Here is a 26538-nt window from a genome sequence, read left to right on the forward strand (position 1 = left end):
CAAAGCTCACGCCATCCACAACCAGGCCAGCGATACCGCCCATCCACAGATGGCGGCGCAGGCAGCGGCGAGCAGCGCGCGGTCAGCGCGGAAGAATGCAGCGGGTGTGCGAGATGAAGCGGTGGTGTGATTGTAATGTGGCATGGCTTATGTCCCCTTTTGCTATGGGGCGTATCGGCGCAGCCAAGCGGTTCTTTATTAAAAAAGTAACCTGAAGTTCAACTAATTGTGGATCCGCTAGTTGAACGTGTTGGATCCGTTACAGAACTTATTACTAGTGTGCATTCTCTAACGAAAGTTAGGCGAATGGCCACTATTACCAAGGGTCGGCCGAGCCCGACGCCGCCCGGCGCAAGGCCTCCAGCCGCTGGGAGGAAACCGTGTCGATGCGTTCGGCCATAGCCTTGCGCTGGCCCAGGTTCACCAGGCCGAAGTCGGTGAGGCAGCGCAGGTAGCCCGTAGCCCTGGCCGCGCTCTCGCGGATCTCTACGTAGTCCGTGGCCTTGTTGACGCCTTCGAGCATGTGGCGCCAGGTCGGTGCATGGAGATCGTCAAGATGAGGCGTCGGCATATGGAGGCTCCTCGTTACCGCTGCGAATCAGCGTTAAGTTAGGCTCCCAAGTCGCTGGGAACACCGGGTAATGTTCATAGACTCACCCCTGTAGCGATAATTCCCGAAAGCGTTGTGCGGTTCAGCGCCGCCACGAAACGGTAGCGGGCGGCTTGGCCTGGCTGGTGAACTGGCTTGCCAATCCCATACCCAGGCCGAAAGCCAGCACCAGCGCGAGGCCAACCCAAACGCGGCGAGGGGTGGGGGAGGCTGCCTTGGCACTGGCTTTGCCGGGTGCCCCCAGTTGTGCCAGCTGCGCACGCAGGCGCTGTTCCTTTTGGGAAGCGATCCATGCATCGTGCCGCGCCCGCTGTTCGGGGTCGTTGAGCACGGCGTACGCCTCGTTGATCAGCCGTACGATCCGTTCGGCGTCGGTGTCTCCCGGGTTTCGGTCCGGGTGATGCTTCTGCATCAGCGCCTTGTACGCGGCGCGGATGACTTCCGGCGGGGCGTTGCGTGCCACCCGCAGGTTGGCGTAATGAGTGGGGACTTCGGGCATTTATAGTATTCCGTCCGGGTGGCCGTCCGCGCAGGTGCCTGGGGGTGATCGCCAGGGCGAGGGGCGGCGTGCAAGCGTATCGGCGCTGTTACATGAAACTTTATCCCCGTTACCAAAGTGGTGTTTGCCGGCATCCGCGCCTAGGCTTCACAGCGACATAACTGCGTGGGACCAAACCGAATGTGTTGTAAGCGTCGTCTGCTGCCACTGGCTTTTGCCTTGGTACAGGGCACTGCCCTGGCCACGGGCGTGAGCGGCGTCAAGCCCACTGTCCGGTGGATGACCGTGGATTTTCCGCCACTATTCATGGTCACCGGCCCTGGGCACGGCGTAGGCGATTATGCTCAGGGTATCGCCGTGGCCAGGCTTGGCGATTACGAGCATCAGCTTCAGGCCGTGCCGCCCAATTACCAGCGGATAGAACAGGAAATGAAAGCCCGCGGTGACGTGTGCTTTGCCGGCTTTCTGAAAACCGCCGCGCGTGAACGGTTTATGGTGTTCAGCGAGCCTTACCTGATGATGCTGCCCATTCAGCTGTTCGTCCCGGCCGACCACCCGCAGCCGCCCGCGACCGATAGCGCGGTGGACCTGGCCGGCCTGTTGGCGGCAGGTACGTTCCGCCTCGGCATACTCGGCGGCAGGCGATATGGCGCTTCGGTGGACCCCGTCATAGACACCTACAAGGACAGCCCCTCCGTATACCGTCGCTATTCCAAGGACCAGCTCGGCGGCCTGGTCAGCATGATGGCGGCTCATGAGCATGGGCTGGACGGCATTCTGGCCTACCCCAGCGAGATCACCTACCTGCAAAAGCAGCCCAAGGCCACGCCGCTGGCGCTTCGCGCTTACCCGCTCAAGGGCGCGCCCGCCTTCATGTATGGGTATTTTGCGTGTTCCAACAGTGATCTCGGCCGTGCGGTGATCGCGGGCATCAACCAGACCATCCCCGGGATACGCGCGCAAGTGGCCGAGATTTACTCGCACGATCTCACCCCGGAGACCCGCGCTTCATACCTGCACCTGCTACACAAAGAGTGGGGGGTGGAGCTGGCGACCAATTAACGCCGGGCTTGGGGGCCATGGCTAAAGTTCGACAGTGTGGGGCCGATAGACAGAGCACTGGAAACCTGCCCGTGTGCCCGCCGCCTACCTCGGACCCTTGCCATGCTCAGAAAAATAAAGATTGCCCACCGTACGCTGTTGTTTTTTGCCCTGGTGGCGCTGTTGCTGGCCGCCGTTGGCGCCTTCAGCCTGATGAAGATGGCCGCCATTCGCGCCTCGGGCGCGACTGTCGAGAACCATTGGATGCAGAGCCAGGCCACCGCCGATAACATCGCGCTGAGCTTCGCCCGCATCCGCGTGGAATCCCTGCGCCAACTGGCCTTTAAAGACCCTGAGACCTACCGCAAGAGCGACGATCTGGTGGCTGCGTCCATTCAGGACATCAAGCGATTGTTGCAGCAATACGAAGCATTGATTGCAAGCCCCGAGGAGCGTCAGGTGTTCAACGCGGCACGGGACACTTTTGGCCAGTACGCCAGCAAGCTCGATGAGCGCCAGCGCTCTATCGCGGCCAGCGCACCCGAGAGTGTGATGGGCCCGATCAACCAGGCCCTTGCAGGCCTGGGCCCGGTGTTGAATGAAAAGCTGTCGGCCCTTCGTGACTTCAACCAGGCGGGTGCCACACGCGCCGCCGCCTATTCCGACGATACCTACAGCAGCGCACGCAGCGTGATCATCGGCGCTATCATCGCCGCGCTCGCCGCGACTCTGGTACTGGCCCTTATGCTTACGCGCAGCATCATTACGCCGATCCGCCAGGCCGTCGGTTTCGCCGATGGCATTGCTCAGGGCAACCTCAGCGGCACCATCCAGCGCGAAGGTGATGATGAAGCCACGCAACTGTTTGCCGCACTCGGCACCATGCAGGCCAACCTGCGTGAAACCATCGGGCAGATCGGCGAATCGGCTCACCAACTGTCTGCTGCCGCTGAAGAAATGAGCGCCGTGATGGAGGAGAGTACCCGTGGTATGCAGCGCCAGAACGACGAGATCGAACAGGCCGCCACGGCGGTTAACCAGATGACCGCCGCGGTGGAAGAGGTTGCCACCAACGCGGTGTCCACCTCCGAAGCGTCCCAGGTTTCGAGCCGATCGGCCGAGCAGGGGCGAGTGCAGTTGACCGACGCCATTGCCTCCATCCAGTCGCTCACCGACGACGTGATGAGCGCCTCCGAGCGCGCCGCGGCACTGGCTACCCAAACCCGAAGCATCAGCACCGTGCTGGACGTGATCCGCGCGGTCGCCGAGCAAACCAACCTGCTGGCCCTCAATGCCGCGATCGAAGCGGCGCGTGCCGGCGACGCAGGGCGCGGGTTCGCCGTGGTAGCCGATGAAGTGCGTGCACTGGCTCACCGTACGGGCGAATCCACCCGTGAAATCGAGAACATGATCGGCAGTATCCAGCAGGGCACCGGGCTGACCGTGGACGCCTTGCAGCACAGCGCCGAGCGCGCCCGCACCACCATGGACAAGGCCAACGCCGCCGGCCAGGCCCTTGGCGCAATCACCGAAGCCGTGGCCAGTATCAACGACCGCAACCTGTTGATCGCCAGCGCCTCGGAAGAACAGGCCCAGGTGGCCCGCGAAGTGGACCGCAGCCTGGTGAGCATCCGCGACCTGTCGGTGCAAACCGCCACTGGCGCTCAGCAAACCAGCGTGGCCACCCACGAACTGGCGCGGCTGGCGACCGACCTCAACGGCCTGGTGAAGCGCTTCTCGCTGTAAGCCTTGGCTTCCCGCAGACTGGACTCAACCTCTGTAGGAGGCCTCTAACTCCTGTGGGAAGCGAACAAGGGCTTCAAACCGCCCCGCGTATGGCGTGTATCAACATGCCGCACGCGGGGTTGTCGTTGTCTTCCCGCCAGATCAGGTGCAGCTCGCTCTGTACCCCTTCACCCAGTTCCATCTCGTGGAACACCACGTCCTTGAACACTACATTGGTGGCGCAGCGGGGCACGAAGGCTAGCCCCAGGCCGGCGTTCACCAAGGCCAGGATGGTCAATGACGAACCCAGCCATTGTACGTAGTCGGGCGTAACCCCAGCCGAACGAAACATGCCGGTGAGCAGTTCGTTGAACGGGGCATAGGCCGCGTGGGAGTACATCAGGAACGGTTGCCCTTGCAGGTCTGTAACCTCTACCCGGGCCCGTCTGGCAAGGGGGTGCGCTGTGTTCACCGCCAGCACGAACGGTTCGCGCACCAGCCGTTCGCTGCAAAACCCTGGCTCGGGCAGTGGCGCCCGTGCAATGCCCAGGTCCAGACGCCGCGCCCGCAAGGCTTCCTGCTGTTGTGCGGTGTTCATCTCCGTGAGGGCGATGTTCACGTGAGGCTGTTGCACCCGTGCCTCGGCGATCACCTTGGGCAGGAATTCGTACACCGCGCTGCCCACGAACCCTACCGTTACCGAGCCAATATCCCCGGCCGCAAAGCGCCGTGCGGAAACCGCGGCCATCTCGGCGCGCTCCAGCAGGTTCTGCGCTTCCAAAAAGAACGCCCGGCCTGCCGCCGTCAGGGCGACGGTTCGGGTATTGCGGGTCAGCAGCGCCACGCCCAGCTGATGTTCGAGCAGCTGGATCTGCCGGCTAAGCGGGGGCTGGGTCATGTTCAAGCGTTCCGCCGCGCGGCGAAAGTTGAGTTCCGTGGCCACAGCGGTGAAGCAGCGAAGCTGAGCAAGTTCGAACACTGATTCATTCCGGGTATCAATCGAGAGCTAAACTAGATTAGACCGCAACAATACGGGCGTCCATCATCGGGGTGTATCCAGCAGGATGCGGCCGACCCAGAAAAACAATAGCGGGAGATGCCCAGTGAACCAGCCCCATAGCGCCGTGCAGGCGGACGTGCTCGCCCGGGCGGCAAGCAAGGTCAAGCGCCACGTGTTGCCACTGTTCGTGGTGATGTTCATCGTGAATTACATCGACCGGGTCAACATCGGCTTCGTGCGCAGCCACATGGAAGCCGACCTGGGTATCGGGGCCGCCGCGTACGGCCTGGGCGCCGGGTTGTTTTTCATCGGGTACGCCCTGTTCGAAGTGCCGTCCAACATGCTGCTGCAGCGTTACGGCGCACGGGCCTGGCTGGCGCGCATCATGCTGACCTGGGGCGTGGCGGCCATGGCCATGGCCTTCGTGAAAGGCGAAACCAGCTTTTACGTGCTGCGGTTTATCCTCGGTGCGGCCGAAGCGGGCTTCTTTCCTGGCATCATCTATTACTTCACCCAATGGCTACCGGCGGCCGAGCGCGGCAAGGCCATGGCGGTCTTCCTGAGTGGCTCAGCCATCGCTTCGGTCATTTCCGGGCCAGTGTCCGGTGGCCTGTTGAGCCTCGGCTTGCCGGTGCTCCACAGCTGGCAATGGATGTTCCTCATCGAAGGTTTTGCTTCGGTGGTGCTGTGCGGTTTTGTGTGGCTGCACCTGCAATCCCACCCCCGGGAAGCCAAGTGGCTCACCCTTGAAGAGCAGCAAGCCCTCACCAGCGCCATCGCCGCCGAACAGGCCGCGCGGGAAGCCGAGCGGGGCGGGCGGCCGTCGATCATTCGCCTGCTGGCAGACCGGCAGATCGTGTTGTTCTGCTTCATTTACTTCTCTGTGGCGCTGACCATCTATGGCGCCACCTTCTGGCTGCCCAGCATGATCAAAAAAATGGGCAGCCTGGGGGACTTCGAAGTCGGCCTGCTCAATTCCATTCCCTGGCTCATTTCCATCGTCGCCATGTATGGCTTTGCTGCGCTGGCCGCTAAATGGCGCCACCAGCAGGCCTGGTGCGCGCTTACGCTGCTGATCGCAGCGCTGGGGATGTTCATGTCCACCACCGGCGGGCCGGTGTTCGCCTTCGTTGCCATCTGCTTCGCGGCCATTGGCTTCAAAGCCGCTTCGGCGCTGTTCTGGCCGCTGCCGCAGGGCTACCTGGATGCCCGTATCGCTGCGGCGGTCATCGCACTGATCAACTCCATCGGCAACCTCGGCGGCTTCGTGGCCCCCACGGCGTTCGGTTTCCTGGAGCAAACCACCGGCTCGATCCAGGGCGGCATGTACGGGCTGGCGATTACCTCGGTGCTCGCCGCCGTGGTGGTGATGTTCGCCCGAGGCAAGCCAGGTGCTGGCAAACAACAATTGGGCGGCGGCAAGCCTTCGCCCGTGACCGCTTGAAGCGGCTATCAAACCCTTGAACCGGGAGCCTCGACCTTGAAGATCATCCGCGTAACCGTCACTCCGATCGCTTTCCGCGATCCACCACTGCTCAACGCCAGCGGCATCCATGAGCCCTATGCGTTGCGCTCGATCATCGAAGTGGAAAGCGACAACGGCTATATCGGGCTGGGCGAAAGCTACGGCGATGCCCCCGCGCTGGCGATCCAGCAGGCCGTACAAGCGCAGCTTGTCGGGCTGGACCCATTCAACCTCAATGCTCTGCGCCAGGTAGTGCAGGCGGCGGTGGCGGCGCACAAGCCAGCGAGCGTGGCGGGGGCCGAACTGGCACCCGGCTCCCATGCCAGCAAGGCTGTGAGCAATGCCTATTCGGCGTTCGAGGTGGCATTCCTCGACCTGCAGGCGCGTTCGCTGAATGTGCCGTTGGTGGACCTGCTGGGCGGCGCGCTGCGCGACCGCGTGCCATTCAGCGCGTACCTGTTCTTCAAATACGCCCAACATGTGGATTCGCCCTATCCGGCCGATAATTGGGGCGAAGCGCTGAGCGAAACACAGATCGTGGCGCAAGCCGCGCGGATGATCGAAGCCCATGGCTTCAAAAGCATCAAGCTCAAGGCCGGCGCATTGGAGCCGGAACACGAAGTGGCCTGCATCAAGGCGCTGAAACGCGCCTTCCCTGACCATCCGCTGCGCATCGACCCCAACGGCAACTGGTCGCTGGACACCGCCATCCGCATGGCCGAGCTGCTGGGCGATGACCTGCAATATTACGAAGACCCCACCCCCGGCCTGGACGGCATGGCCGAACTGCACCGCCGCACCGGCCTGCCGCTGGCCACCAACATGGTGGTGACCGATTTCGACGAGTTCCGCCGCAGCGTGGCCTTGAACAGCGTGCAGATCGTGCTGGCCGACCACCATTACTGGGGCGGCCTGCGCGATACCCAGATACTGGCCAGAATGTGTGACACCTTCGGGCTAGGCGTGTCCATGCACTCCAACTCCCACCTGGGCATCAGCCTCATGGCAATGACCCATGTGGCCGCCGCCACGCCGAACCTGGGCTATGCGTGCGATACCCACTACCCCTGGCAGGAGCCCGACGAAGAGGTGATCAAGGGCGGCAAGCTGGCCATCGAAGACGGCTGCGTGGCCATCACCCGCGCGCCGGGCCTTGGCGTTGAGCTGGACCGCGAGCAACTGGCCAAGTTGCACGATCAATTCCTCAGCTGCGGCATCCGCCAGCGCGACGACGTGCGCCAGATGCAGCGGTACAAGAGCGATTGGAAAGCGGTGAAACCGCGGTATTGAAGTTGGAAGTGGCGGCATTTCCGTCAAAGACCGACTACCATCGACGCTTCGCTTGACCTTCTACAACAACAAAACAGGAGTGTTCGATGCAGCCGATTCGTCTTGGCTTGGTGGGGTACGGGAAGATTGCGCAGGATCAGCATGTACCGGCGATCCAGGCCAACCCGGCGTTTTCCCTGGTAGCAGTTGCTACCCAGGGGCAGCCATGCCCGGGCGTGGCCAATTTCAGCTCGTTGGGCGACATGCTCCGCGAGTTGCCCGAACTGGACGCCATCGCTTTTTGCACCCCGCCCCAGGGGCGTTACGCCCTGGTGCGCGAGGCCTTGGCCGCGGGCAAGCACGTATTGATTGAAAAGCCACCGTGCGCCAGCCTCGGGGAAGCCATGGCGCTGGTCGAGCAAGCGGCGAGCGTGGGCGTGGGCGGGTTGTTCGCCTGGCACTCGCGGTTCGCCCCGGGTGTGGAAGCGGCCCGGGCCTGGCTGGCGGGGCGCAGCCTCAAAGCCGTGCGGGTGGAGTGGAAGGAAAGCGTGCGCAAGTGGCACCCCGGCCAAACATGGATCTGGCAAGCCGGTGGCCTGGGCGTGTTCGATCCGGGAATCAACGCGCTGTCTATTGTCACCGAGTTGCTGCCTTCACCGCTGTTCGTGAGCAAGGCCCAATTGCGCGTCCCCCAGAACTGCCAGTCGCCCATCGCCGCCACACTCTCCCTCACCGACGCGCAAGGGCTGCCCGTGAGCGTGGACCTTGATTTCGACCACGACCATAACGAACTCTGGCGCATCGAGCTGGAAGCGGATAACAGCGTGCTGCGCCTCGACCATGGCGGCGCCAGCCTCAGCATCGATGGTGTGGCCCAGGCGCTGCCGGAGGAGGGTGAATACCCTGCGTTGTACCGGCACTTCCATGAGTTGATCGAGGCAGGCGGGCGCGACATGGACACTCAGCCCCTGCGGCTGGTGGCCGATAGCTTCTTCGCGAGCGAGCGGGTGGCCGTCGAGCCGTTTTACGAATAACCGGCCAACCCGGCCGAACTCTCGGCGCCTCGGCGTTCTCGAAAGCTTAGGTTCGAAAACGTCGAGGAGCCCTACGATGAAAGAAACCCCCATCACCGATAAATGGCCCACCCGCGATTCCAAGGAAGACGCACGCGGCTTGCCCGGGCGCCCGGAAGACGCCCGTAGCGGTATTACCGGCGGCAAGCCGGACGCTGAGAAGCAGCCGACCCGCAGCGGAAATACACAAAGCACCGAGGACGAGAACCTGGGCGCTGATTGACGCCGCTACCACACCGCGACATGGCCGTCCGTGCGGGGCTCGGTGCCCCCGCACAGTACACCTGTGTGCGGGTCTCGCAGGATGATCTGCCCGCGGCCAAAGTCCAACGAGTCATGGGCCACTTCCACCTCATGCCCCCGCCGCGCCAGTGCCCGGGTCAACTCGGCAGGGGCGTGGTGCTCGATGCCCACTTTGCGCCCCCCCATCCATTGCCAGCGGGGGGCATCCAGCGCCGCCTGGGGGTTGAGGCCGAAATCCACCAGGTTCATCACCATCTGCACGTGCCCCTGAGGCTGCATGTACCCGCCCATCACCCCGAATGGCCCCAGTGGCACGCTTCCCTGGCTGATGAACCCCGGGATGATCGTGTGGAAGGTTTTTTTGCCCGGGGCCAAGTGGTTGGCATGGGCGGGGTCGAGGCTGAATTCTTCGCCACGGTTTTGCAGCGAGATCCCGGCGCCGGGCAGCACCACCCCCGACCCGAAGCCGTGATAGCAGCTCTGAATGAACGACACCATGTTGCCCTCGGCGTCTGCAGTGGCCAGGTATACCGTGGCGCTGGCGTGAGGGTCTCCGTGCAATGGCTCGGCGGCCCGTTCGCTGATGAGGGCCCGGCGCATATGCGCGTAACCTTCGCCGAGCAGGTCGGCGGCGGCTACGCGCATATGCGCCGGGTCGGTGATGTAGTGCAGGCCGTCGGCATAGGCCATTTTCATGGCCTCCAGCTGGGTGTGCCACGTTGCGGGGCTGTCGCGGTGATCAAACCTACACCCTTGCAGAATGTTCAGGGTCATCAGCGCGATCAGCCCTTGCCCGCTGGGCGGAATCTCCCATACGTCGTAGCCGCGGTAGGTGGTCTTGATCGGCTGTACCCAGCTGGCGCGGTAGCCCGCCAGGTCCGAGGCCTTGAGGTAGCCGCCCGTAGCTTGGGCATAGGCCGCCAGCCGCTGCGCCAGCTCGCCACGGTAAAAGCTTTCACATTCGCTCTCGGCCAGGGCCCGCAGGGTGAGCGCCTGCCCGGGGTTGCGGAACAGCTCGCCGGCCTGGGGCGCACGGCCTTCAATGAGCCAGGTATCGAACCAGCCTTCCAGCGCAGGTTGGCGGCTGGCCTCGAAACCCGCCCGAGCGATTTCCCACTGCCTTGCCACGGTGGGCGACACGGGGAAGCCGCCTTCGGCCAGTTCGATCGCCGGTTCCATCAGCGCCGCGAACGGCAATTTGCCGAAGCGGCGCGACAACTCGGCCCAGGCGGAGGGGCAGCCGGGCACGGTGACCGGTAACCAGCCATGGGCCGGCATGCGTTCGTGCCCGGCGGCCTTCACCGCCTCGATGGACAGCCCGGCCGGTGCGTGCCCGCTGCCGTCCAGGCCATGCAACTGGCCCTTGTGCCATACCAAGGCAAAGGCATCGCCACCGATGCCACATCCAGTGGGTTCGACCACCGTGAGGCACGCCGCCGTGGCAATGGCCGCATCAATGGCATTGCCGCCCTGGCGCAGAATGGCAATGCCGGCTTCGGCGGCCAAAGGTTGGGATGCGGCCACCATGCCGCGGCGGGCGAACACGCTCTGGCGTTGCGAGGCGTAGGGGTATTGATGTGCGGAAAACGACAGCATAGGACGATCACCTCAAGGCGCTTACAGCACCCGGCTGAGAAATTCCCGCGTACGCGGATGATGAGGGTTGCCGAAGAGCTGCGCCGGCGGCCCCTCTTCGATGAGTTCGCCTTGGTGCAGCACCACTACGCGATCGGCCACCTCTTTGGCGAAGCTCATTTCGTGGGTTACCACCACCATGGTCATGCCGTCCTCGGCCAGGGCCTTCATCACCTCCAGCACCTCGCCCACGGTTTCCGGATCCAGCGCGCTGGTGGGCTCATCGAACAACATGGCCTGGGGCTTCATTGCCAATGCACGGGCAATGGCGACACGCTGCTGCTGGCCACCGGAGAGCTGCGCAGGGTAGTGGTCGGCCTTCTCGGTAAGGCGCACCCGGGCCAGCAGGTTGCGGGCCTCGGCCACTGCTGTGTCGCGGGCTACACCCAGTACCTGGATGGGCGCCTCGATGATGTTTTCCAGCGCGGTCATGTGTGGGAACAGGTTGAAGCGTTGGAATACCATGCCGATATCGCGGCGGCGCCGGGCGATGTTGCGCTCCGAGTCACGAACGAGGCGGCCATCAGGCCGTTCGCGGTAGCCCATGAGCGCGCCGTTCACCCGGATGCTGCCGGCCTGGATGTCTTCAAGCAGGTTGATGCAGCGAATGAAGGTGGTCTTTCCCGAACCGGACGCCCCGATAAGTACAACGACTTCCCCACGGCGCACGTCCAGGCTCACCCCTTTGAGAATCTCCAGCTCCCCGAACGCCTTATGCACGTCCCTGGCCTGGATCACGATGTCACTGTGCATCTCAGCGCCCCCTCAGTAGTTTCATGGTATGGCGGCCGAACAGCCGGCGCGGCGCCGAGGCCTGGGCATCTGCCTTGCCGAAGCGGCGCTCCAGCCAGCGCTGGAAGAAGCCCCACACGGTGGTCAGCGCCAGGAAATAAATCGCCACTACCAGGTACAACTCGAACACCCTGAAGGTGGCCGAGGTCACCATCTGCGTGCTGAGCAGCAGCTCCGGCACACCGATCACGCTCACCAGGGTGGTGTTCTTGAGCATCACGTTGAACTCGTTGCCGATCGGCGGAACGATCACCCGCAACGCCTGCGGTAGCACGATCCGGCGCATCAGCTTCGGGAAGGTCATGCCCAGCGAGCGGCCGGCTTCGTACTGGCCGCGATCCACAGCGCCGATCCCCGCGCGGATGATCTCCGCCATGTAAGCGCCTTCGTTCAGCCCCAGGGCGATGATGGCGGCCTGGATGTTGCCCGGCAGGGTGAACAGGCCCAGGTTCAGGTCCTCGAAGCGGAAGATCCCGCCCGCCGCCAGCGCGGTGTAGAGGAACACGATCTGTACCAGCAAGGGCGTGCCCCGCATCAGCCACACGTAGAAGCGCACCGGGTACTGCAGCAGCGGGTTGCGTGACAGGCGCATCAGCGCCGCCAGCAAGCCCAATGTGCAGCCCAGCAGCATGGCGAGCACGCTGATGGTGAGGGTAAGCCACAGGCCATACAGGTAGATGTCGCTCGGCTGCAGCAGGTAATGCCAGAAAATGTCCCAATTGAAGTTCATCAGCGCTTACCTCAATCGAGTCTGTCGCCTTCGATGTGCCACTTGGCAAGGATGGCCTGATAGCTACCGTCGGCGCGCATGTCCTTGAGAATCTCGGTCACCGCCGCGCTCATCTGCGGGTCGTCCTTGCGAATGCCTAGCCCGGTAAGAATGCGCGCGAAGGCGGGCACGCCCACCTCGAACAGCTCGGGTGCCATGCTCTGGTAGTAGCCCGCCGTTTCCACGGTAGTGCCGTACGCCGCAGCCTGGTTGATCCGCAGGGCCTGGAATGCGTCGGTGTCGGTGTTGTATACCACGATGTTCATGGGCGGCTTGCCGGCCTTGGTCAGTACCTGGTTATGGGCGTCGAGCAGTGTGCGGATGGTGGAACCATTGAGTACCGCGACCTTTTTGCCAGACAGGTCATCGAGGGTATGGATGCCCTGAGGGTTGCCCTTGGCGACCACTACGGCCTGGCTGGAGTACATGTAATTGACCATGTCGATCACTTCGCGCCGCTCAGGCTTGTCGAACAGCTGGTCCACCAGCATGTCGCACTGGCCTGCGAGCAACGCCGGGATCAGCCCGGAGAAGGGCGTGACCCGCCACTCGATCCGCTTGTTGCCCAGCCGTTTCGCGATGGCTTCGCCGAGGTCGACGGTCACGCCGATAAGCTTCTGATTGGCGTCATAGAAGCCCATCGGCGGCGAATCCATGCCGCCGCAGAACACCAGCTTGTCGCTGTGCTGCAGGCGGTCCGGCACCACCGGGGCAGCCTGGCTGAGCGGAGTGGCGAAGGTAGCCGCCAGGGTAAGGGCCATCACGGCCAGGGGTAGCCTGCGTTCGAACATGTTCAGCTCCATGGGGTAGGGTTGCCGGGGCAGTTCACAAGCAAAGCGTCACGGGTCTCAGGTGCCCGCTGCCTCGAGAAAATTCAGCAGGGCCGGGACGGTGCCCTCGATGTGTTCGCATACCACGTGCTCGGCCAGCGCCGCGTCGCGGCTGCGCAGCGCCGTGAGGATTTCGGCGTGTTCCTGGCGAGCACTGAGGGGTTTGTCCACGTGCTGCAGCCACAGCCGCATGTGCGGTTCGATCACCGAATACAGTGCGCTGATCTGGCGCAGCAGGCGCGGGCGCATGGCCAGGCTGCACAGGTACTCATGAAAGGCACGGTGGCGGCTGACCCACTCGGCGCCGTCCTCGCGCACCTCGTCCATGTCGTCAAGCATGCGCTCCAGCGTGGTCAATTGCCGGTCAGTCAAGGTCGCGGTGGCCAGGCGCACCGCCAAGCCCTCCAGCGCACTGCGCATTTCGAACACTTCGCGCATTTCGTCCAGGTTGAGGCCGCTCACGATGGCGCCACGGTTAGGCCTCAGCGTCACCAGGCCTTCGGCGGCCAGGCGGCGGAAAGCCTCGCGCACGGGCATGCGGCTCATACCGATCTCGCCAGCGATGTCCTCGGCGATCAGCCTGTCGCCGGTGCGGTAACGCCCTTGGCAAATGGTATCGAGCAGGTAGCGGTAGGCCTCTTCTTCGGCGGTGACAGGGCTGCGGGCCAATAGGGGGGACGACTGTGACATGGAAGCGCCTTTGAATTTATGTATCCAATTATCCATGGATGCAATAAAGCACGGCGCATGCCAAGGTGCTGTAGTAGCGCGCAGGTCATTGAAACGTGAGGGTATAAAAGGAAATACGCGGGGGAGGCCAGCCGCCGTTTGGTTACCGGCGGCTACCTTTGAGTGCAAGGTGGGCGGGCAGTGATCCCGGTTGGAACACTTTCATGGCGGGCGGCTAGCTGCGGGCGGCCAGCTGCGGGCGGCCAGCTGCGGCACTAAACCACGCGCAGCACGATTTTGCCTTCCACGTGTTCAGTGGCCAGGTAATGCAACGCATCCACGGCATTTTCCAGATTGAAGGTACGGTGCACGTAAGGTTTTACCTGCCCGGCCACGATCAGGGCCGCGACCTCATGTAATTGCTTGCCATCAGGCCGCACCGTAAAGCGGCGGCCGTGCTTGCCCTGTGCTTCCGGCAGCGTGAGGTCGGGCGCCTGCAAGGTGGACACCAGCCGGCCGCCTTCGCGTAGCACCGCCCAGGAGCGCTTTTGGGTTTCGCCGCCAATCAGGTCGATCACCAGGTCCAGCGGCGGGCATTCATCTTCGAACGGCCCGGCCTTGTGGTCTATCACGTGATCGGCGCCCAGTTGCCTCATGAACGCCAGGCTGGCCTTCGAGCCGGTGGCAAAGACTTCGGCGCCGGTGGCCTTGGCAAACTGGATGGCGAAGTGGCCCACGCCGCCCGAGCCGCCATGGATCAACACGCACTGGTTGGCCTGGAGGTCGCCATGGTCATACAGCGCCTGCCAGGCGGTGAGTGCGGCGAGGGGGATAGCCGCGGCGGTTACCTCGTCGATCTCTTTCGGAATGCGGTCGGCATTAGTGGCTTTCACCCGGGCATACTCGGCATAGCCGCCATCGGCACCGATCATGGCAAATACGTTGTCACCTGGCTTGAAACCTGCCACCGCGCTGCCGACCTTGGTTACCGTGCCGGCCACCTCGCGGCCCAGGGTCAGCGGCAAGGCGTCTTCGCCCACCGCCGGGTACTGGCCCTCGCGGATCTTGTAATCCACTGGGTTTACACCCGCTGCAGTGACCTTGATCAACAGCTCGTCAGCTTTTGGCGAAGGCACGGGCACTTCCTCCAGGTGCATAACGTCTTCATGTCCGAAGTGGTCGATACGAATGGCTTTCACGGCGCGAACCTCGAAACAAAGGGTTACCGGTGGAGGGCATGCGCGGCCAGTTGGTTCGGCTTGTGTAGGTGCCGCTCGACAAATGGCACCGGCGGCCGTAGCGTTGGCACCGCGGCCCGGCTGGGCTTACCTGTAGCAGTGGCAGAGTTTTTCTTATGAAAGCAACCGGCGCCCTTTGGGCTGACCGTATAAAGGACCTTCGGGTGCTGGTGGTCGAAGACGACACCCTAGTGAGCCTGTTCGTGGAGGCGTTGTTCGAATCCGTGGGCGTGGGCCATGGTGTGCAGGTGGCGCAGTCGCTGGATACCGGTCAGTGGCTGGCCGAAAGCGGCGAGTTCGACGTGGCGCTGCTGGATGTGTATCTAGGTGAAAAGTCCAGCTTCGAGCTGGCGCACACCCTGCAGCAGCGCGGCATTCCCTTCGCCTTCGCTTCGGGCTTCGCCAGTGGTGAGGTGCAGGCGCGCTTCCCCGGCGTGCCCTTACTTGCCAAGCCGTTCAAGGCTGCGGAGCTGGAAGCGGTGTTGCACGAGTTGTTGAGCTAACGCAGCGCTCATGTTGTGGGGCCGGGGCCGACGGGCCTGGGAACCGGAGCGTCATAACTGCCACTTGTACCCCACCCCGTACAGCGACTGGATCGGATCGTCCACAGCGCTGGCCTGGGCCAGTTTGCGGCGCAGGTTGCGTACGTGGCTGTCGACCGTGCGGTCAGTGACGATACGGCGGTCGGGGTAGAGGCGGTCTAGCAGTTGATCGCGGGAGAATACCCGACCAGGGGCGCTCGCCAGGGTGTCCAGCAGGCGCAGCTCCACACGGGTGAGGTCCAGCAGCACGCCGCCGAACGTCGCGGTGTGGGCGCTATGGTCGATCACCAGCCTGGCCACGGCGTTGTCGTTCGACTGGGCCGGCGCCCGGCGCAATACCGCCTTTACCCGGGCCACCACCTCGCGCGGGCTGAAGGGTTTGCAGATGTAGTCGTCCGCGCCCAGGTCTAGGCCCTGCAGGCGATCGCTTTCCTCCATGCGGGCGGTGAGCATGATGAGAGGAACAGCGCTGAAGGAACGTACCTCACGACACACTTCCAGCCCATCGCGCCCGGGTAACATCAAGTCCAGCAGCACCAGGCACGGCTGGTATACCTGCACCGCCGCTACCACCTCCAGCCCATTGGCAACACATTGCACCGGGTAGCCTGCGGCCTGCAGGTAGTCGCGCAACAGCGCAGCCAGCTTGGGTTCGTCTTCAACAACCAGCACAGGGTGATCCATCGCTTAGCCCTCCAGTGGCAGGCGCAGGGTGAGCCAAAGCCCGCCACGGGGTGAATGGGCGGCGGTGAGGCTACCGCCGTGGGCCTGGGCGATGCTGCTGCAGATCGCCAGGCCCAGGCCGGCACCACCGCTGGCCCGGCTGCGTGAACCCTCGGCGCGGTAGAAACGCTCGAACAGTCGCTCCAGCTGGGCCGCATCCACACCGGGCGCGGAGTCGAGGAAATCCACTCGCACGGTGTGCTGCTCCCTGCGCGCGCTCAGCCGCAATTCGCCACCGCGGTCGGTGTAGCGCAAGGTGTTTTCCAGCAGGTTGTGGAACAGCTGGCGCAGGCGACGATCATCTGCCTGCACAGGTAACGGATCACCGCTCATTATCAGGTCCATTGTCAGGCCGTGTTCAGCGTAACGCTCCTGAAAGCTGGCCACGCAATCGCCGAGCAACTCGGCAAGGTCGCAGGGGAGCTTGCGGTAGGCGAGGGCGCCGACGTCTGCCAAGGACAGTTCGTAGAGGTCGTCCACCAGTTTGCTCAGCATGCGCACTTCGCCCTGCAGGCTTTTTACCGAATTGTGGTCCAGGGTACGCACGCCGTCTTCGATGGCCTCCAGCTCGCCCCGCAGGATGGACAGCGGCGTGCGAAGTTCGTGGGACACATCGGCCATGAATTCGCGGCGTACCTGCTCGTTGCGTTCCAAGGTGTGCGCCAGGTGATTGAAGTCCCGAGCCAGCTGCCCCACTTCGTCCTGGGCCGCGACCGCCACCCGGCTTTTGTAATCGCCGGCAGCGAGGCGGTGGGTGGCGGCGGCCACGCGCTTGATCGGCGCCAGCAGCACGCGGGAAATCCATAGCGCAATCAGCATCGCCAGCAGAAGGGACACGGCGCCCATGGCCAGGCTGGTGCGCAGCTGGTACTGCTGGAAACGCTCACCTCCAGCTTCGCTCACGCTCTGGAAAGGCGATACGGCCAGCCAGCCAACGGTGCGCCCGCCCACCTCAACTGGTTGCAGCAAGGCGTCGGCGGCGATGGCCTGATAACCCGCCACGCGCTTGTGGCGTTCATCGAGCAGGGCAATACGGAATACTGTGCCAGTGAGGTCCGAGGCAGGCGGCAGGCGTAGTTCGTGCTCTTCGTAGCTTTGCGGTGGCTCCGGGCGCAGCAGATCGAACCAGCGCTGTGGATGGTTGTGCAAGAACTCCCAGCTGCCTTCGCGTTGGTAGGCGTCGATCATGCGCGGCACCAGCGAGCTCACCCGCTGCATCGCCAGCTCATTGAGGTAGCCAAGAAAGCCACGGCCAAAGCTCCAGTTGCTGGCCATGCCCATGCTGATGATCACCAGCAGCACGCTGGCGAACACGGCAAGGAAGAGTTTGCTAGAAATGCTGAGTTTCATGGCGGATACATACGGTGGATGGCCCGGCTATTTAGGCCCCTGCCAGCGGGCTAATCAACCCATGCTGGCAAACTCCATTTTCCCTGCACATTTGCACGCCATCATCTGCCCGTATTCGATCAGCAGTGAGCAACAGATGGTCCAGCATTCCAGGCGCACCCTTCGCACCCTCTTCGCCGTAGCGGCCGTGTTGGCCGTGGCGTTCGCCGCCCTCGGCGTGTGGCATTCGTTAAAGCAGGGGCATGGCGGTGGCGGTGCGCCCGGTGCAGGGGTCAAGCCACTCATGGGTGCGCCGGGCGCGGCGATGGGGGGCGGCGTAACCGTGGCGGTCGGCCAGGCCCGCCAGCAGGACGTGCCCGTATACCAGCAGGCGCTGGGCACCGTGATCGCCAACGCCTCGGTCACCGTCACCAGCCGCGTGGATGGGCAACTGCAGGCGGTGTATTTCAGCGAAGGCCAGAAGGTGAAGAAAGGCCAGCTGCTGGCGCAGATCGACCCCCGCGCCTATCAAGCCACGCTGGACCAGTACCAGGGCGAACTCGCCGAGAACCGGGCCCTGCTCAAGAGCGCGCAGCTTACTTTGGCCCGCTATCAGCGGCTGTTCGATAAGGATTCGCTCGCCCGCCAGGACCTGGACACCCAAACGGCTACCGTCGGCCAATACCAGGGCACCGTACAGGCTGATCAGGCGCAGATCGCCGCCGCCCGGCTGAACCTGGAATACGCCCGCATCGTTTCGCCCATCGATGGCTACGTGGGCCTGCGCCTGGTGGACCCCGGCAACATGGTGCATGCCAGTGACACCACCGGCATTGTGACGGTGACCCAGACCGACCCCATCGCAGTGACGTTCAGCCTGCCCCAGGCGCAACTGGCAACGCTGCTGCCCAAACTGCGCAAGGGCGAAAAGCTCCCAGTTCAGGCACTGGACGCGCAACAGAACTCCGAAATTGCCAGCGGCGAGTTGAAGTTCATCAGCAACGAGATCGACACGGCCACGGGCAGCATCAAGCTCAAGGCCCAGTTTGCCAATCCCAACGATGCGCTGTACCCCAACCAGTTTGTGAACGTGAAGGTGCAAACCGACGTGCTGGCCAAGGCGGTCACGGTACCGTCGGCAGCGGTGCAGTTGGGCGCCAGTGGCAACTTCATCTATGTGGTGAAGGCCGACGGCAGCATCGAGCGCCGCAGCGTGACCACCGGCCCGGTGGTGGACGATCGCACCGCAATCCTCACTGGCATGCAGGCCGATGAACGCGTGGTAACCCGCGGCATCGACCACCTGCGCGATGGCATCAAGGTGACAGTGGAGCAATCCACCGAGGTCGCCAGCGGCGGGGCGGGGCAATGAACCCGTCCCGCCTGTTTATCCGGCGACCGGTCGCCACGGTGCTGCTGATGATGGCAGTACTGTTCGCCGGCCTGTTCGCCTATCGGCTGCTGTCCACCTCGGCGCTGCCGGAAGTGGAATACCCCACCATCGAAGTGACCGCGCTGTACCCCGGCGCCAGCGCGACGGTGCTGGCTACTTCTGTTACCGCGCCGCTGGAGCGCCAGCTGGGGCAGATGGCCGGGCTGTCGCAGATGTATTCGACCAGCTCCGCCGGTGCCTCGGTGATCACCCTCAAGTTCGCGCTTACGCTATCGCTGGATGAAGCCGAGCAGGAGGTGCAGGCCGCGATCAACGCCGCGGACAGCCTGCTGCCGTCGGACCTGCCCAACCCGCCGACCTATAAAAAGGTGAACCCTGCGGACACGCCAGTGATCACTCTGGCCGCCACCTCCGACAGCCTGCCGCTTACCCAGGTGCAGGACCTGATCAACACTCGCGTGGCATTGAAGCTCTCGCAGATCAACGGCGTAGGGCTGGTGAGCCTGGCCGGGGGCAACCAGCCCGCGGTGCGGATCAATGCCGACCCCGCCGCGCTGGCCGCCCACGGCCTGACGCTTGAGGACGTGTACGACACCATCAACAACGCCAACGTGAATGGCTCCAAAGGCGGCTTCGATGGCCCGGACCATTCCATCACCATCGACGCCAACGACCAGCTGCGTGACGCCGGCCAGTACGGCGCGCTGGTGCTCAAGTACGAGAACGGCGCGGCGCTGTACCTGCGCGACGTCGCCACCACCGAGGACGGCAGCGAAAATGCCTACCTCTCGGCGACCGCCAATGGCCAGCCGGCCATCGTGATCAATGTGCAGCGCCAGCCCGGCGCCAACGTGATCCAGGTGGTGGACGCGATCGAGGCGCAGCTGCCGGCCCTGCGCCAGGCCTTGCCCGACAGCGTGAAACTCGAGGTGCTGGCCGACCGCACCCAAACCATCCGCGCGTCCATTCATGACGTGCAGTTCGAGCTGGGGCTGTCCATCGCCCTGGTGGTGATGGTGACCTTCGTGTTCCTGGGCAACCTTACCGCCACGCTCATCCCCAGCGCGGCAGTGCCGTTGTCGCTGGTGGGCACCTTCGGCGTGATGTACCTGGCCGGGTTCAGCCTCAATAACCTCAGCCTGATGGCGCTGACCATCGCCACCGGCTTTGTGATCGACGACGCCATCGTGGTGGTGGAGAACATCTCCCGTCATCTGGAGGAAGGCGACAACCCCATGGAGGCCGCGCTAAAGGGTTCGGGCGAGATCGGCTTTACCATCATCTCGCTCACCTTTTCGCTGGTGGCTGTGCTCATCCCGCTGCTGTTCATGGGCGATGTGGTCGGGCGGCTGTTCCGCGAGTTCGCCATCACCCTGGCGGTGTCCATCCTGGTGTCCATGGTGATCTCCCTTACCCTCACGCCGATGCTGTGTGCCTACCTGCTCAAACATGTGGCGACCCAGGAGCAAAGCCGCTTCGCCCGCTGGAGTGAACACCAGTTCACCCGCCTCACTGCCGCCTATGACCGTGGCCTGGGCTGGGTGCTGGCGCACCAGCGGATCACGTTGCTGGTAGCGCTTGGCACGTTCGTGCTCACGGCGCTGCTGTACCTGGTGGTACCCAAGGGGTTCTTCCCGGCGCAGGACACCGGGCTGATCCAGGGTTTCAGCCGTGCCTCGCAGGACGTGTCATTCAATGAAATGGCGCGGCGCCAGGCTGCGTTGGTGCAGGTGGTGTTGCAAGACCCCGCCGTGACCTCCGTCTCGTCCACACTTGGGGTGGACGGCACCAACGCCACCCTGAACAACGGGCGCTTGCAGATCCAGCTCAAGCCGTTCGATGAGCGTGACGACCGCGCGAGCGTTGTAATCGAGCGGCTGAACGCGGCAAGCAAGGCCGTGGCCGGCATCAGCCTGAACATGGTCGCCGCCCAGGACCTGAGCGTGGATGACCAGCTCACCCCCAGCCAGTACCAGTTCACCCTGGATGACGCCGATAGCAGCCGCCTCGCCGCGCTGTTGCCCAGGTTGATGGCCAGCTTGCAGCAGCGGCCGGAACTGCGCGACGTGATCGACAACCTGCAGGACCAGGGCCTTACCGCCTACGTGGACCTGGACCGCCAGGCCGCCGCACGTTATGGCATCACCGCCGCGGCCGTGGACACGGCACTGTACAACGCGTTTGGCCAGCGGCTGATTTCCACCATCTTCACCCAGGCCAATCAGTACCGCGTGGTGCTGCAAGTGCCGGGCAAGTTCCAGCAGTCGATGGCGGCGTTCGAGCAGATTTACATGGCGCCGACGAGCGCCACCAGCACCAGCTCGACCACTGCGTCCACTACCACTACCAGTTCAAGTACAGGCACCACGAGTACCACCACTACCACGGGCCTGGTACGCCTGAGCACCATCGCCCGGATCAGCCAGCGCACCGGCGCACTGTCCCTGAACCGCCTGGGCCAGTTCCCGGCGGTGACCGTGTCGTTCAACATTGCCGACGGCTATGCCCTGGAAGATGCGCAAAAGGCCGTGAGCGCGGTCATGCAGCAGGTGGGCGCACCCAGCTCGGTAACCCTTCGCTACCAAGGCGCGGCGGCCTCGTTCCAGCAAGCGTCGGCCAACACCCTATGGCTGATCCTGGCCGCGTTGCTCACCATGTACATCGTGCTGGGCGTGCTGTACGAAAGCTACATCCACCCGCTGACCATCCTGTCCACGCTACCCTCGGCGGCGATTGGTGCGTTGCTGGCGCTGTTGCTCAGCGGCAGTGATTTCTCGCTGATTGCCTTGATCGGCGTGATCCTGCTGATCGGCATCGTGAAAAAGAACGCCATCATGATGGTGGACTTCGCCTTGCAGGGCAGGGCAGAGGGGCTTTCAGCGCAGGATGCGATCCACCGCGCTTGCTTGCTGCGCTTGCGGCCGATCTTGATGACCACTATGGCGGCGCTGCTGGGCGCGGCACCGCTGATGCTCGCCACCGGTGCTGGCGCGGAGTTGCGCCGGCCCCTGGGCCTGGTGATCGTGGGCGGGCTGTTGTTGAGCCAGTTGCTCACGTTGTTCACCACGCCGGTGATCTATCTGGCCTTCGACCGCTTGGCTGAGCGCCTGCAACGCCGCCTGAGCGCGCGGAGCCCGGCATGAACCTGAGCCGTGTGTTCATCGCCCGGCCGGTGGCCACTGTGCTGCTGACCCTGGCGTTGCTGCTGCTCGGCGCGCTGGGTTACAGCCTGCTGCCGGTGGCGCCGCTGCCCCAGGTGGATTTCCCCACGGTGATGGTGGAGGCGAGCCTCGCCGGCGCCAGCCCCGAAACCATGGCCGCCACCGTTGCCACGCCCTTGGAGCGCACCCTCGGGCAAATCGCCGGGGTAACGGAAATGACGTCCACCAGCAGCCAGGGCTCCACCAACATCATTCTGCAGTTCGATCTCGACCGGGACATCAACGGCGCCGCCCGCGACGTGCAAGCTGCGATCAACGCCGCGCGCAGCCTGTTGCCCAGCGCGATGAAGTCTCTGCCCACCTACCACAAGGCCAACCCCTCCGATGGCCCGGTGGTCATGCTGGCGCTGACCTCGGCCAGCCGCGACGCCGGGCAGCTGTACGACCTTGCCTCCAGCCTGTTGCAACAGAAAATCGCCCAGGTGCAGGGCGTGGGCCAGGTATCGGTGCGCGGTGGCTCGCTACCCGCGGTGCGGGTGGATGTGCAGCCGCAGCAGCTCAGCCATGCCGGCATCAGCCTGAGTAGCGTGAGCACCGCTATCGGCGACGCCACGCGCAACAAGCCGCTGGGCGCCTTGCAGATGAGCGAGCAAAGCTGGGCCATCGAAAGCAACCAGCAACTGGAGACGGCCGCCGACTACCGCGACCTTATCGTCGGCTACAACGACGGCGCGGCCGTGCACCTCAAGGACGTGGCCAACGTGTACGACGCCGTGGAAGACGTGTATGTGAGCGGCTACTACGACGGCCAGCCATCGGTGACGCTGGGTGTAACCCGCTCCGCTGGCGCCAATATGCTGGAAACCATCGACGCGGTGAGCGCGCTGATGCCGCAACTGCAAGCGATGCTCCCCGGCGACGTGCAATTGGTAAAGGTGATCGACCGTTCGCCCACCATTCGTGCCTCCCTGCGCGACACCGAAAAAAACCTCCTGCTGGCCGTGCTGCTGGTGGTGGCCGTGGTGTTCGCTTTTCTGCGTAACCTGCGCGCCACGCTGATCCCGGCCGTGGCGCTGCCAGTGTCGCTGGTGGGCACCTGCGCGGCCATGTATGTGCTGGGTTACAGCCTGGACAACCTCTCGCTGATGGCCTTGATCATCGCTACAGGCTTTGTGGTGGATGACGCCATCGTGGTGCTGGAAAACATCGCCACCTGGCAGGAGCGGGGCATGCGCCCGCTGCGCGCGGCCTTGCAAGGCACCAAGGAAGTAGGCTTTACCGTGCTGTCGATGACGGTGTCACTGGTGGCCGTGTTCATTCCGCTGCTGCTGATGGGCGGCATCGTCGGCCGGCTGTTCCGCGAGTTCGCGGTCACGCTTAGCATCGCGCTGGGCATTTCCATGGTGGTGTCGTTGAGCATCACGCCGGTATTGTGCGTGGCCCTGCTGCGCCCGGCGGACTCCCACCGGCCGGTACCGCGCCTGTACCGCTGGATCGAAGCCGTGCTGGACGACCTTCAGGCGGCGTATATGGAGGCCCTCGCCTGGGTAATGCGACATCGGCTGCTTGCCGTGTTGAGCCTGCTGCTGACCTTGGCGCTGAACGTTTACCTCTACACCGTGGTGCCCAAGGGCTTTTTCCCCAGTCAGGACACCGGCGTACTGATGGGGGCGATCCGGGCAGACCAGAACATCTCCTACCAGGCGCTCAAGCCTTACATTCTGGAAATCTCCCAGGCCATGGCCAAGGACCCGGACGTGGCGGCGGTGATGGCGTCCACGGGCAGCGGCGGCTTTGGCTCGCGCAACACTGCCCAGCTGTTCATTCGCCTTAAAGACTTCGACCAGCGCCACGCCACGGCTCAGCAGATTGCCAACCGCCTGAGCGCCGCATACAGCAAGCACGCCGGCATCCAGATGTTCGCCATGCCCCTTGAAGACCTGCACATCGGCGGGCGCAGCGCCAACGCGACCTACCAGTTCAGCCTGCAGGCCGACGACCTCGCCGTGCTGCGCGAGTGGACCCCCAAGGTCGAGCAAGCCCTGCGGCAGCTGCCTCAGCTCACCTCGGTGGATTCGGACGCCCAGACCGGTGGCCAGGAAGTGATGCTGACCATCGACCGCGCCGCCGCCACGCGCCTGGGCGTGAACGTGGACGACGTGGATACCTTCCTGGGCAATGCCTTCAGCCAGGCCAACGTGGCAACGGTGTACCGAACGCTCAACCAGTACTACGTGATCATGGACGTGGCTGCCCGCTACAACCAGGACCCCGAGGTACTTCGCCAGCTGTATCTGGTGACTGACAGCGGGGCTCAGGTGCCGCTCTCGGCCATTGCCCGCTTCAGCAGCGCCGAGGCTCCCCTGTCCGTGGCCCATGCCGGGCAGTCGGCCACCAGCACGGTGGCGTTCAACCTGGCGGACGGCGTTACCCTGGAAGCCGCGCAAGCCGCGGTAAAGGTCGCGCTGCAAGGGGTCAACCTGCCTGCCACAGTGCACGGCAGCTATTCCGGGACCGCTGCCGCCAGTGCCTCGCTCGCCAGCAGCATGCCGTGGCTGATACTTGCCGCGCTGGTGGCGGTGTACATCGTGCTGGGTGTGCTGTACGAGAGTTACATCCACCCGCTCACCATCCTCTCGACTCTGCCGTCAGCAGGGCTGGGGGCCTTGCTGTTGTTGCAGATCACCAGCACCCAGCTCACGGTGATCGCGCTGATCGGCATCCTGCTGCTGATCGGTATCGTGAAAAAGAACGCGATCATGCTGATCGACTTCGCGCTGATCGCCGAAAGGCAACAGCGGATGAGCCCGGAGCAGGCGATTCTCGAAGCCTGCCGCCAGCGCTTGCGGCCTATCCTGATGACGTCGCTGGCAGCGTTCTTCGGTGCCTTGCCCATGGCGCTGGCCAGCGGCGGTGATGCGGACCTGCGCCGCCCGCTGGGGCTGGCCATCTGCGGTGGGCTTGCGCTCAGCCAGCTATTGACCTTGTTCACCACGCCAGTGCTGTACCTCTATTTCGACCGCCTGAGCCGCGCCACGCGCCGCCTGTGGAATACCCGTGTTCGCCGCCTTGCCCCCGAGAGTTCGCCATGAAGTTGCCTGTAGTTTTCCGTTTCGCCCCCTCCTTGTTATTGCTGGCCGTGCTCGGCGGCTGCATGGTGGGCCCTGACTACCAACGCCCGGCCACCGTGGCGCCAGTGGCGTTCAAGGAGGCCGCGGGCTGGACCGCCGCCGCGCCGAAGGACGACCAGGCGAAAGGCCGCTGGTGGACGATCTACGGTGATGCAACGCTCGATGCGCTGATGGACCAGGTAGCGCTGAGCAACCAGACCGTGGCCCAGTACGAAGCGCAGTACCGGCAGGCACTGGCATTGACCCGCGCGTCGAAGGCCGACCTGTTGCCATCGGTAAGCGCCACCCTGGACAGCACCCGCAGCGAAACGGCCACCAGTTCCTCCAGCGCCTATTCCACCAGCCAGGGCGGCGCCAGCAACACCCACTCCGCCACCTTGAGCGCCAGCTGGGAACTGGACCTGTGGGGTAAGTTGCGCCGTACGGTGGAAGAGGACCGCGCCAGCGCCCAGGCCAGCGCCGCCGACCTTGCCGCCGCCACCTTGAGCGCGCAATCCGAGCTGGCCCAGGATTACTTCAAGCTGCGCCTGCTGGATCAGCAACTGGACCTCTACCGCGATACCGTGAACGCATACGAGCGTTACCTGAAGGTGATCAGCAACAAGTACGAAGAGCAGATATCTTCCCGCGCCGACCTGGCCCAGGCCCAGACCCAGCTGGAAAGCGCCCGCGCCACGCTGCTCGACTACCAGTGGCAGCGGGCGCAATACGAGCACGCCATTGCCTTGCTCATCGGCAAGGCACCGGCCGAGTTCAGCCTGGCAGCCTCCCCTCCAGCGCGCCCAATGCCTGGGCGTGGAAGGTGCCGGCCATTCCGGTAGGCGTGCCCAGCCAGCTGCTGGAACGCCGCCCCGACATCGCCGCCGCCGAGCGCAACGTGGCGGCTGCCAACGCGGCCATCGGCGTGGCCACTGCGGCGTATTACCCGGACCTCACCCTCAGCGCCAGCGGCGGGTATCAAGCCTCCAGCCTGGCAAGCCTGATCAACGCGCCCACCCGGTTCTGGTCCATCGGGCCGTCCTTGACTGGCACCGTGCTGGACTTCGGCGCCACCCGCGCCTCCGTGGACCAGGCCCGCGCCGCCTACGACGCGCAGGTTGCCAGCTACCGGCAAACCGTGCTCGCCGGCATCGGCGAAGTGGAAGATTACCTCGTGCAGCTACGCATCCAGGCCCCCGAACTCGCCGCCCGCACCCGCGCCGCCCAAGCCGCCGCCGAATCCGCCCGCGTGACTGCCGACCAGTACGAAGCCGGCAAGATCGACTACCTAGACGTCGCCACCACCCAGGCCACGCTGCTCAGCGAACAGCAAAGCCTGCTCAGCCTGGTAAGCACACAGCTGGTGACCAGCGTGCAGCTGGTGGCGGCGTTGGGTGGGGGGTGGTAGCGTTTGCTGCCCCG

24 protein-coding genes are annotated in these 26538 nt (G+C 64.2%); 12 read left to right on the forward strand and 12 right to left on the reverse strand.

Annotated features, from left to right (window positions below; all coding sequences use genetic code 11):
• Window positions 1–6: 6 nt before the first annotated feature.
• The 3 genes from LG385_RS08115 to LG385_RS08125 all read right to left on the reverse strand — a co-directional run bounded on the left by LG385_RS08115 (window position 7) and on the right by LG385_RS08125 (window position 1109).
• On the reverse strand, window positions 7–144 hold the full coding sequence (locus tag LG385_RS08115; RefSeq protein ID WP_181111785.1) for a hypothetical protein: 138 nt from the start codon (window positions 142–144) through the stop codon (window positions 7–9).
• Between the two features lie 172 nt (window positions 145–316).
• On the reverse strand, window positions 317–571 hold the full coding sequence (locus tag LG385_RS08120; RefSeq protein ID WP_225773839.1) for a hypothetical protein: 255 nt from the start codon (window positions 569–571) through the stop codon (window positions 317–319).
• 121 nt (window positions 572–692) lie between these two features.
• Window positions 693–1109 carry a J domain-containing protein gene (locus tag LG385_RS08125; RefSeq protein WP_181111787.1) on the reverse strand — a complete coding sequence of 139 codons (417 nt, stop codon included), beginning with the start codon at window positions 1107–1109 and terminating at the stop codon, window positions 693–695.
• Between the two features lie 180 nt (window positions 1110–1289).
• On the opposite strand from LG385_RS08125, the gene LG385_RS08130 reads away from it, so the two are divergent.
• Entirely contained in the window at window positions 1290–2171 is an 882-nt protein-coding gene (locus tag LG385_RS08130; protein WP_225773840.1) for a transporter substrate-binding domain-containing protein, read from the forward strand.
• Window positions 2172–2273: 102 nt separating this feature from the next.
• Window positions 2274–3896: a methyl-accepting chemotaxis protein gene (locus tag LG385_RS08135; RefSeq protein WP_225773841.1), complete on the forward strand. Its 1623-nt coding sequence runs from the start codon at window positions 2274–2276 to the stop codon at window positions 3894–3896.
• A gap of 73 nt (window positions 3897–3969) precedes the next feature.
• Here the strand turns inward: LG385_RS08135 and LG385_RS08140 are convergent, their stop codons facing one another.
• Entirely contained in the window at window positions 3970–4854 is an 885-nt protein-coding gene (locus LG385_RS08140; RefSeq protein WP_225773842.1) for a LysR family transcriptional regulator, read from the reverse strand.
• 124 nt (window positions 4855–4978) lie between these two features.
• Between LG385_RS08140 and LG385_RS08145 the strand changes: the two genes are divergently transcribed.
• The 4 genes from LG385_RS08145 (at window position 4979) to LG385_RS08160 (ending at window position 8905) form a co-directional block, all read left to right on the forward strand.
• Window positions 4979–6319 carry an MFS transporter gene (locus LG385_RS08145; protein WP_225773843.1) on the forward strand — a complete coding sequence of 447 codons (1341 nt, stop codon included), beginning with the start codon at window positions 4979–4981 and terminating at the stop codon, window positions 6317–6319.
• Between the two features lie 36 nt (window positions 6320–6355).
• On the forward strand, window positions 6356–7630 hold the full coding sequence (locus LG385_RS08150) for a glucarate dehydratase family protein (RefSeq protein WP_225773844.1): 1275 nt from the start codon (window positions 6356–6358) through the stop codon (window positions 7628–7630).
• Between the two features lie 86 nt (window positions 7631–7716).
• Window positions 7717–8643: a Gfo/Idh/MocA family protein gene (locus LG385_RS08155; protein ID WP_225773845.1), complete on the forward strand. Its 927-nt coding sequence runs from the start codon at window positions 7717–7719 to the stop codon at window positions 8641–8643.
• Window positions 8644–8719: 76 nt separating this feature from the next.
• Complete coding sequence (locus tag LG385_RS08160) at window positions 8720–8905, forward strand: hypothetical protein (RefSeq protein WP_181119544.1); 186 nt, start codon at window positions 8720–8722, stop codon at window positions 8903–8905.
• Between the two features lie 5 nt (window positions 8906–8910).
• Here the strand turns inward: LG385_RS08160 and LG385_RS08165 are convergent, their stop codons facing one another.
• The 6 genes from LG385_RS08165 to LG385_RS08190 all read right to left on the reverse strand — a co-directional run bounded on the left by LG385_RS08165 (window position 8911) and on the right by LG385_RS08190 (window position 14819).
• The gene (locus LG385_RS08165) at window positions 8911–10521 is read right to left on the reverse strand and encodes a gamma-glutamyltransferase family protein (RefSeq protein WP_225773846.1); all 1611 of its coding nucleotides are present in this window, start codon (window positions 10519–10521) and stop codon (window positions 8911–8913) included.
• A 21-nt stretch (window positions 10522–10542) separates the two neighbouring features.
• Window positions 10543–11313, reverse strand: coding sequence for an amino acid ABC transporter ATP-binding protein (locus LG385_RS08170; RefSeq protein WP_225773847.1), 771 nt, complete (start codon window positions 11311–11313; stop codon window positions 10543–10545).
• Window position 11314: 1 nt separating this feature from the next.
• Window positions 11315–12082, reverse strand: coding sequence for an amino acid ABC transporter permease (locus LG385_RS08175; RefSeq protein ID WP_225773848.1), 768 nt, complete (start codon window positions 12080–12082; stop codon window positions 11315–11317).
• Window positions 12083–12093: 11 nt separating this feature from the next.
• Window positions 12094–12912, reverse strand: a complete 819-nt coding sequence (locus LG385_RS08180; protein WP_225773849.1) for an ABC transporter substrate-binding protein — start codon at window positions 12910–12912, stop codon at window positions 12094–12096.
• Window positions 12913–12969: 57 nt separating this feature from the next.
• A complete protein-coding gene (locus tag LG385_RS08185; RefSeq protein WP_225773850.1) occupies window positions 12970–13641 on the reverse strand; it encodes a GntR family transcriptional regulator in 672 nt (223 codons plus the stop codon).
• Window positions 13642–13895: 254 nt separating this feature from the next.
• Window positions 13896–14819, reverse strand: a complete 924-nt coding sequence (locus tag LG385_RS08190; RefSeq protein WP_225773851.1) for an NADP-dependent oxidoreductase — start codon at window positions 14817–14819, stop codon at window positions 13896–13898.
• Between the two features lie 155 nt (window positions 14820–14974).
• Between LG385_RS08190 and LG385_RS08195 the strand changes: the two genes are divergently transcribed.
• On the forward strand, window positions 14975–15361 hold the full coding sequence (locus tag LG385_RS08195; RefSeq protein ID WP_225773852.1) for a hypothetical protein: 387 nt from the start codon (window positions 14975–14977) through the stop codon (window positions 15359–15361).
• 51 nt (window positions 15362–15412) lie between these two features.
• Here LG385_RS08195 and LG385_RS08200 read toward each other — a convergent pair whose 3' ends face one another.
• Window positions 15413–16084 (reverse strand): response regulator, encoded by a 672-nt coding sequence (locus LG385_RS08200; RefSeq protein WP_225773853.1) that lies wholly within the window; start codon window positions 16082–16084, stop codon window positions 15413–15415.
• Between the two features lie 3 nt (window positions 16085–16087).
• Entirely contained in the window at window positions 16088–17473 is a 1386-nt protein-coding gene (baeS, locus tag LG385_RS08205; RefSeq protein WP_225773854.1) for a sensor histidine kinase efflux regulator BaeS, read from the reverse strand.
• 61 nt (window positions 17474–17534) lie between these two features.
• Here baeS and LG385_RS08210 point away from each other — a divergent pair, with 61 nt between their 5' ends.
• Genes LG385_RS08210 through LG385_RS08230 form a run of 5 tightly spaced genes read left to right on the forward strand, consistent with a single transcriptional unit; the run spans window position 17535 to window position 26524 of the window.
• Window positions 17535–18824, forward strand: coding sequence for an MdtA/MuxA family multidrug efflux RND transporter periplasmic adaptor subunit (locus LG385_RS08210; RefSeq protein ID WP_225773855.1), 1290 nt, complete (start codon window positions 17535–17537; stop codon window positions 18822–18824).
• Window positions 18821–21988, forward strand: a complete 3168-nt coding sequence (locus LG385_RS08215) for an efflux RND transporter permease subunit (RefSeq protein WP_225773856.1) — start codon at window positions 18821–18823, stop codon at window positions 21986–21988. The genes LG385_RS08210 and LG385_RS08215 overlap by 4 nt, the downstream gene beginning before the upstream one ends.
• Entirely contained in the window at window positions 21985–25098 is a 3114-nt protein-coding gene (locus tag LG385_RS08220) for an efflux RND transporter permease subunit (protein WP_225773857.1), read from the forward strand. The genes LG385_RS08215 and LG385_RS08220 overlap by 4 nt, the downstream gene beginning before the upstream one ends.
• Window positions 25095–25958, forward strand: coding sequence for a TolC family protein (locus LG385_RS08225; RefSeq protein WP_225773858.1), 864 nt, complete (start codon window positions 25095–25097; stop codon window positions 25956–25958). Before LG385_RS08220 ends, LG385_RS08225 begins: the two co-directional genes overlap by 4 nt.
• Window positions 25940–26524 carry a TolC family protein gene (locus LG385_RS08230; protein WP_225773859.1) on the forward strand — a complete coding sequence of 195 codons (585 nt, stop codon included), beginning with the start codon at window positions 25940–25942 and terminating at the stop codon, window positions 26522–26524. The genes LG385_RS08225 and LG385_RS08230 overlap by 19 nt, the downstream gene beginning before the upstream one ends.
• The last annotated feature ends 14 nt before the right edge of the window (window positions 26525–26538 follow it).

The sequence above is a fragment of the Pseudomonas sp. Marseille-Q5115 genome, assembly GCF_916618905.1.
Lineage (GTDB): Bacteria > Pseudomonadota > Gammaproteobacteria > Pseudomonadales > Pseudomonadaceae > Aquipseudomonas > Aquipseudomonas japonica_A.

Coding starts and splice junctions, on each gene's coding strand:
- LG385_RS08115 (WP_181111785.1), bottom strand. CDS start 144: ATGCCACATTACAATCACACCACCGCTTCATCTCGCACACCCGCTGCA.
- LG385_RS08120 (WP_225773839.1), bottom strand. CDS start 571: ATGCCGACGCCTCATCTTGACGATCTCCATGCACCGACCTGGCGCCAC.
- LG385_RS08125 (WP_181111787.1), bottom strand. CDS start 1,109: ATGCCCGAAGTCCCCACTCATTACGCCAACCTGCGGGTGGCACGCAAC.
- LG385_RS08130 (WP_225773840.1), top strand. CDS start 1,290: ATGTGTTGTAAGCGTCGTCTGCTGCCACTGGCTTTTGCCTTGGTACAG.
- LG385_RS08135 (WP_225773841.1), top strand. CDS start 2,274: ATGCTCAGAAAAATAAAGATTGCCCACCGTACGCTGTTGTTTTTTGCC.
- LG385_RS08155 (WP_225773845.1), top strand. CDS start 7,717: ATGCAGCCGATTCGTCTTGGCTTGGTGGGGTACGGGAAGATTGCGCAG.
- LG385_RS08160 (WP_181119544.1), top strand. CDS start 8,720: ATGAAAGAAACCCCCATCACCGATAAATGGCCCACCCGCGATTCCAAG.
- LG385_RS08165 (WP_225773846.1), bottom strand. CDS start 10,521: ATGCTGTCGTTTTCCGCACATCAATACCCCTACGCCTCGCAACGCCAG.
- LG385_RS08170 (WP_225773847.1), bottom strand. CDS start 11,313: ATGCACAGTGACATCGTGATCCAGGCCAGGGACGTGCATAAGGCGTTC.
- LG385_RS08175 (WP_225773848.1), bottom strand. CDS start 12,082: ATGAACTTCAATTGGGACATTTTCTGGCATTACCTGCTGCAGCCGAGC.
- LG385_RS08180 (WP_225773849.1), bottom strand. CDS start 12,912: ATGTTCGAACGCAGGCTACCCCTGGCCGTGATGGCCCTTACCCTGGCG.
- LG385_RS08185 (WP_225773850.1), bottom strand. CDS start 13,641: ATGTCACAGTCGTCCCCCCTATTGGCCCGCAGCCCTGTCACCGCCGAA.
- LG385_RS08195 (WP_225773852.1), top strand. CDS start 14,975: ATGAAAGCAACCGGCGCCCTTTGGGCTGACCGTATAAAGGACCTTCGG.
- LG385_RS08200 (WP_225773853.1), bottom strand. CDS start 16,084: ATGGATCACCCTGTGCTGGTTGTTGAAGACGAACCCAAGCTGGCTGCG.
- baeS (WP_225773854.1), bottom strand. CDS start 17,473: ATGAAACTCAGCATTTCTAGCAAACTCTTCCTTGCCGTGTTCGCCAGC.
- LG385_RS08210 (WP_225773855.1), top strand. CDS start 17,535: ATGCTGGCAAACTCCATTTTCCCTGCACATTTGCACGCCATCATCTGC.
- LG385_RS08215 (WP_225773856.1), top strand. CDS start 18,821: ATGAACCCGTCCCGCCTGTTTATCCGGCGACCGGTCGCCACGGTGCTG.
- LG385_RS08220 (WP_225773857.1), top strand. CDS start 21,985: ATGAACCTGAGCCGTGTGTTCATCGCCCGGCCGGTGGCCACTGTGCTG.
- LG385_RS08225 (WP_225773858.1), top strand. CDS start 25,095: ATGAAGTTGCCTGTAGTTTTCCGTTTCGCCCCCTCCTTGTTATTGCTG.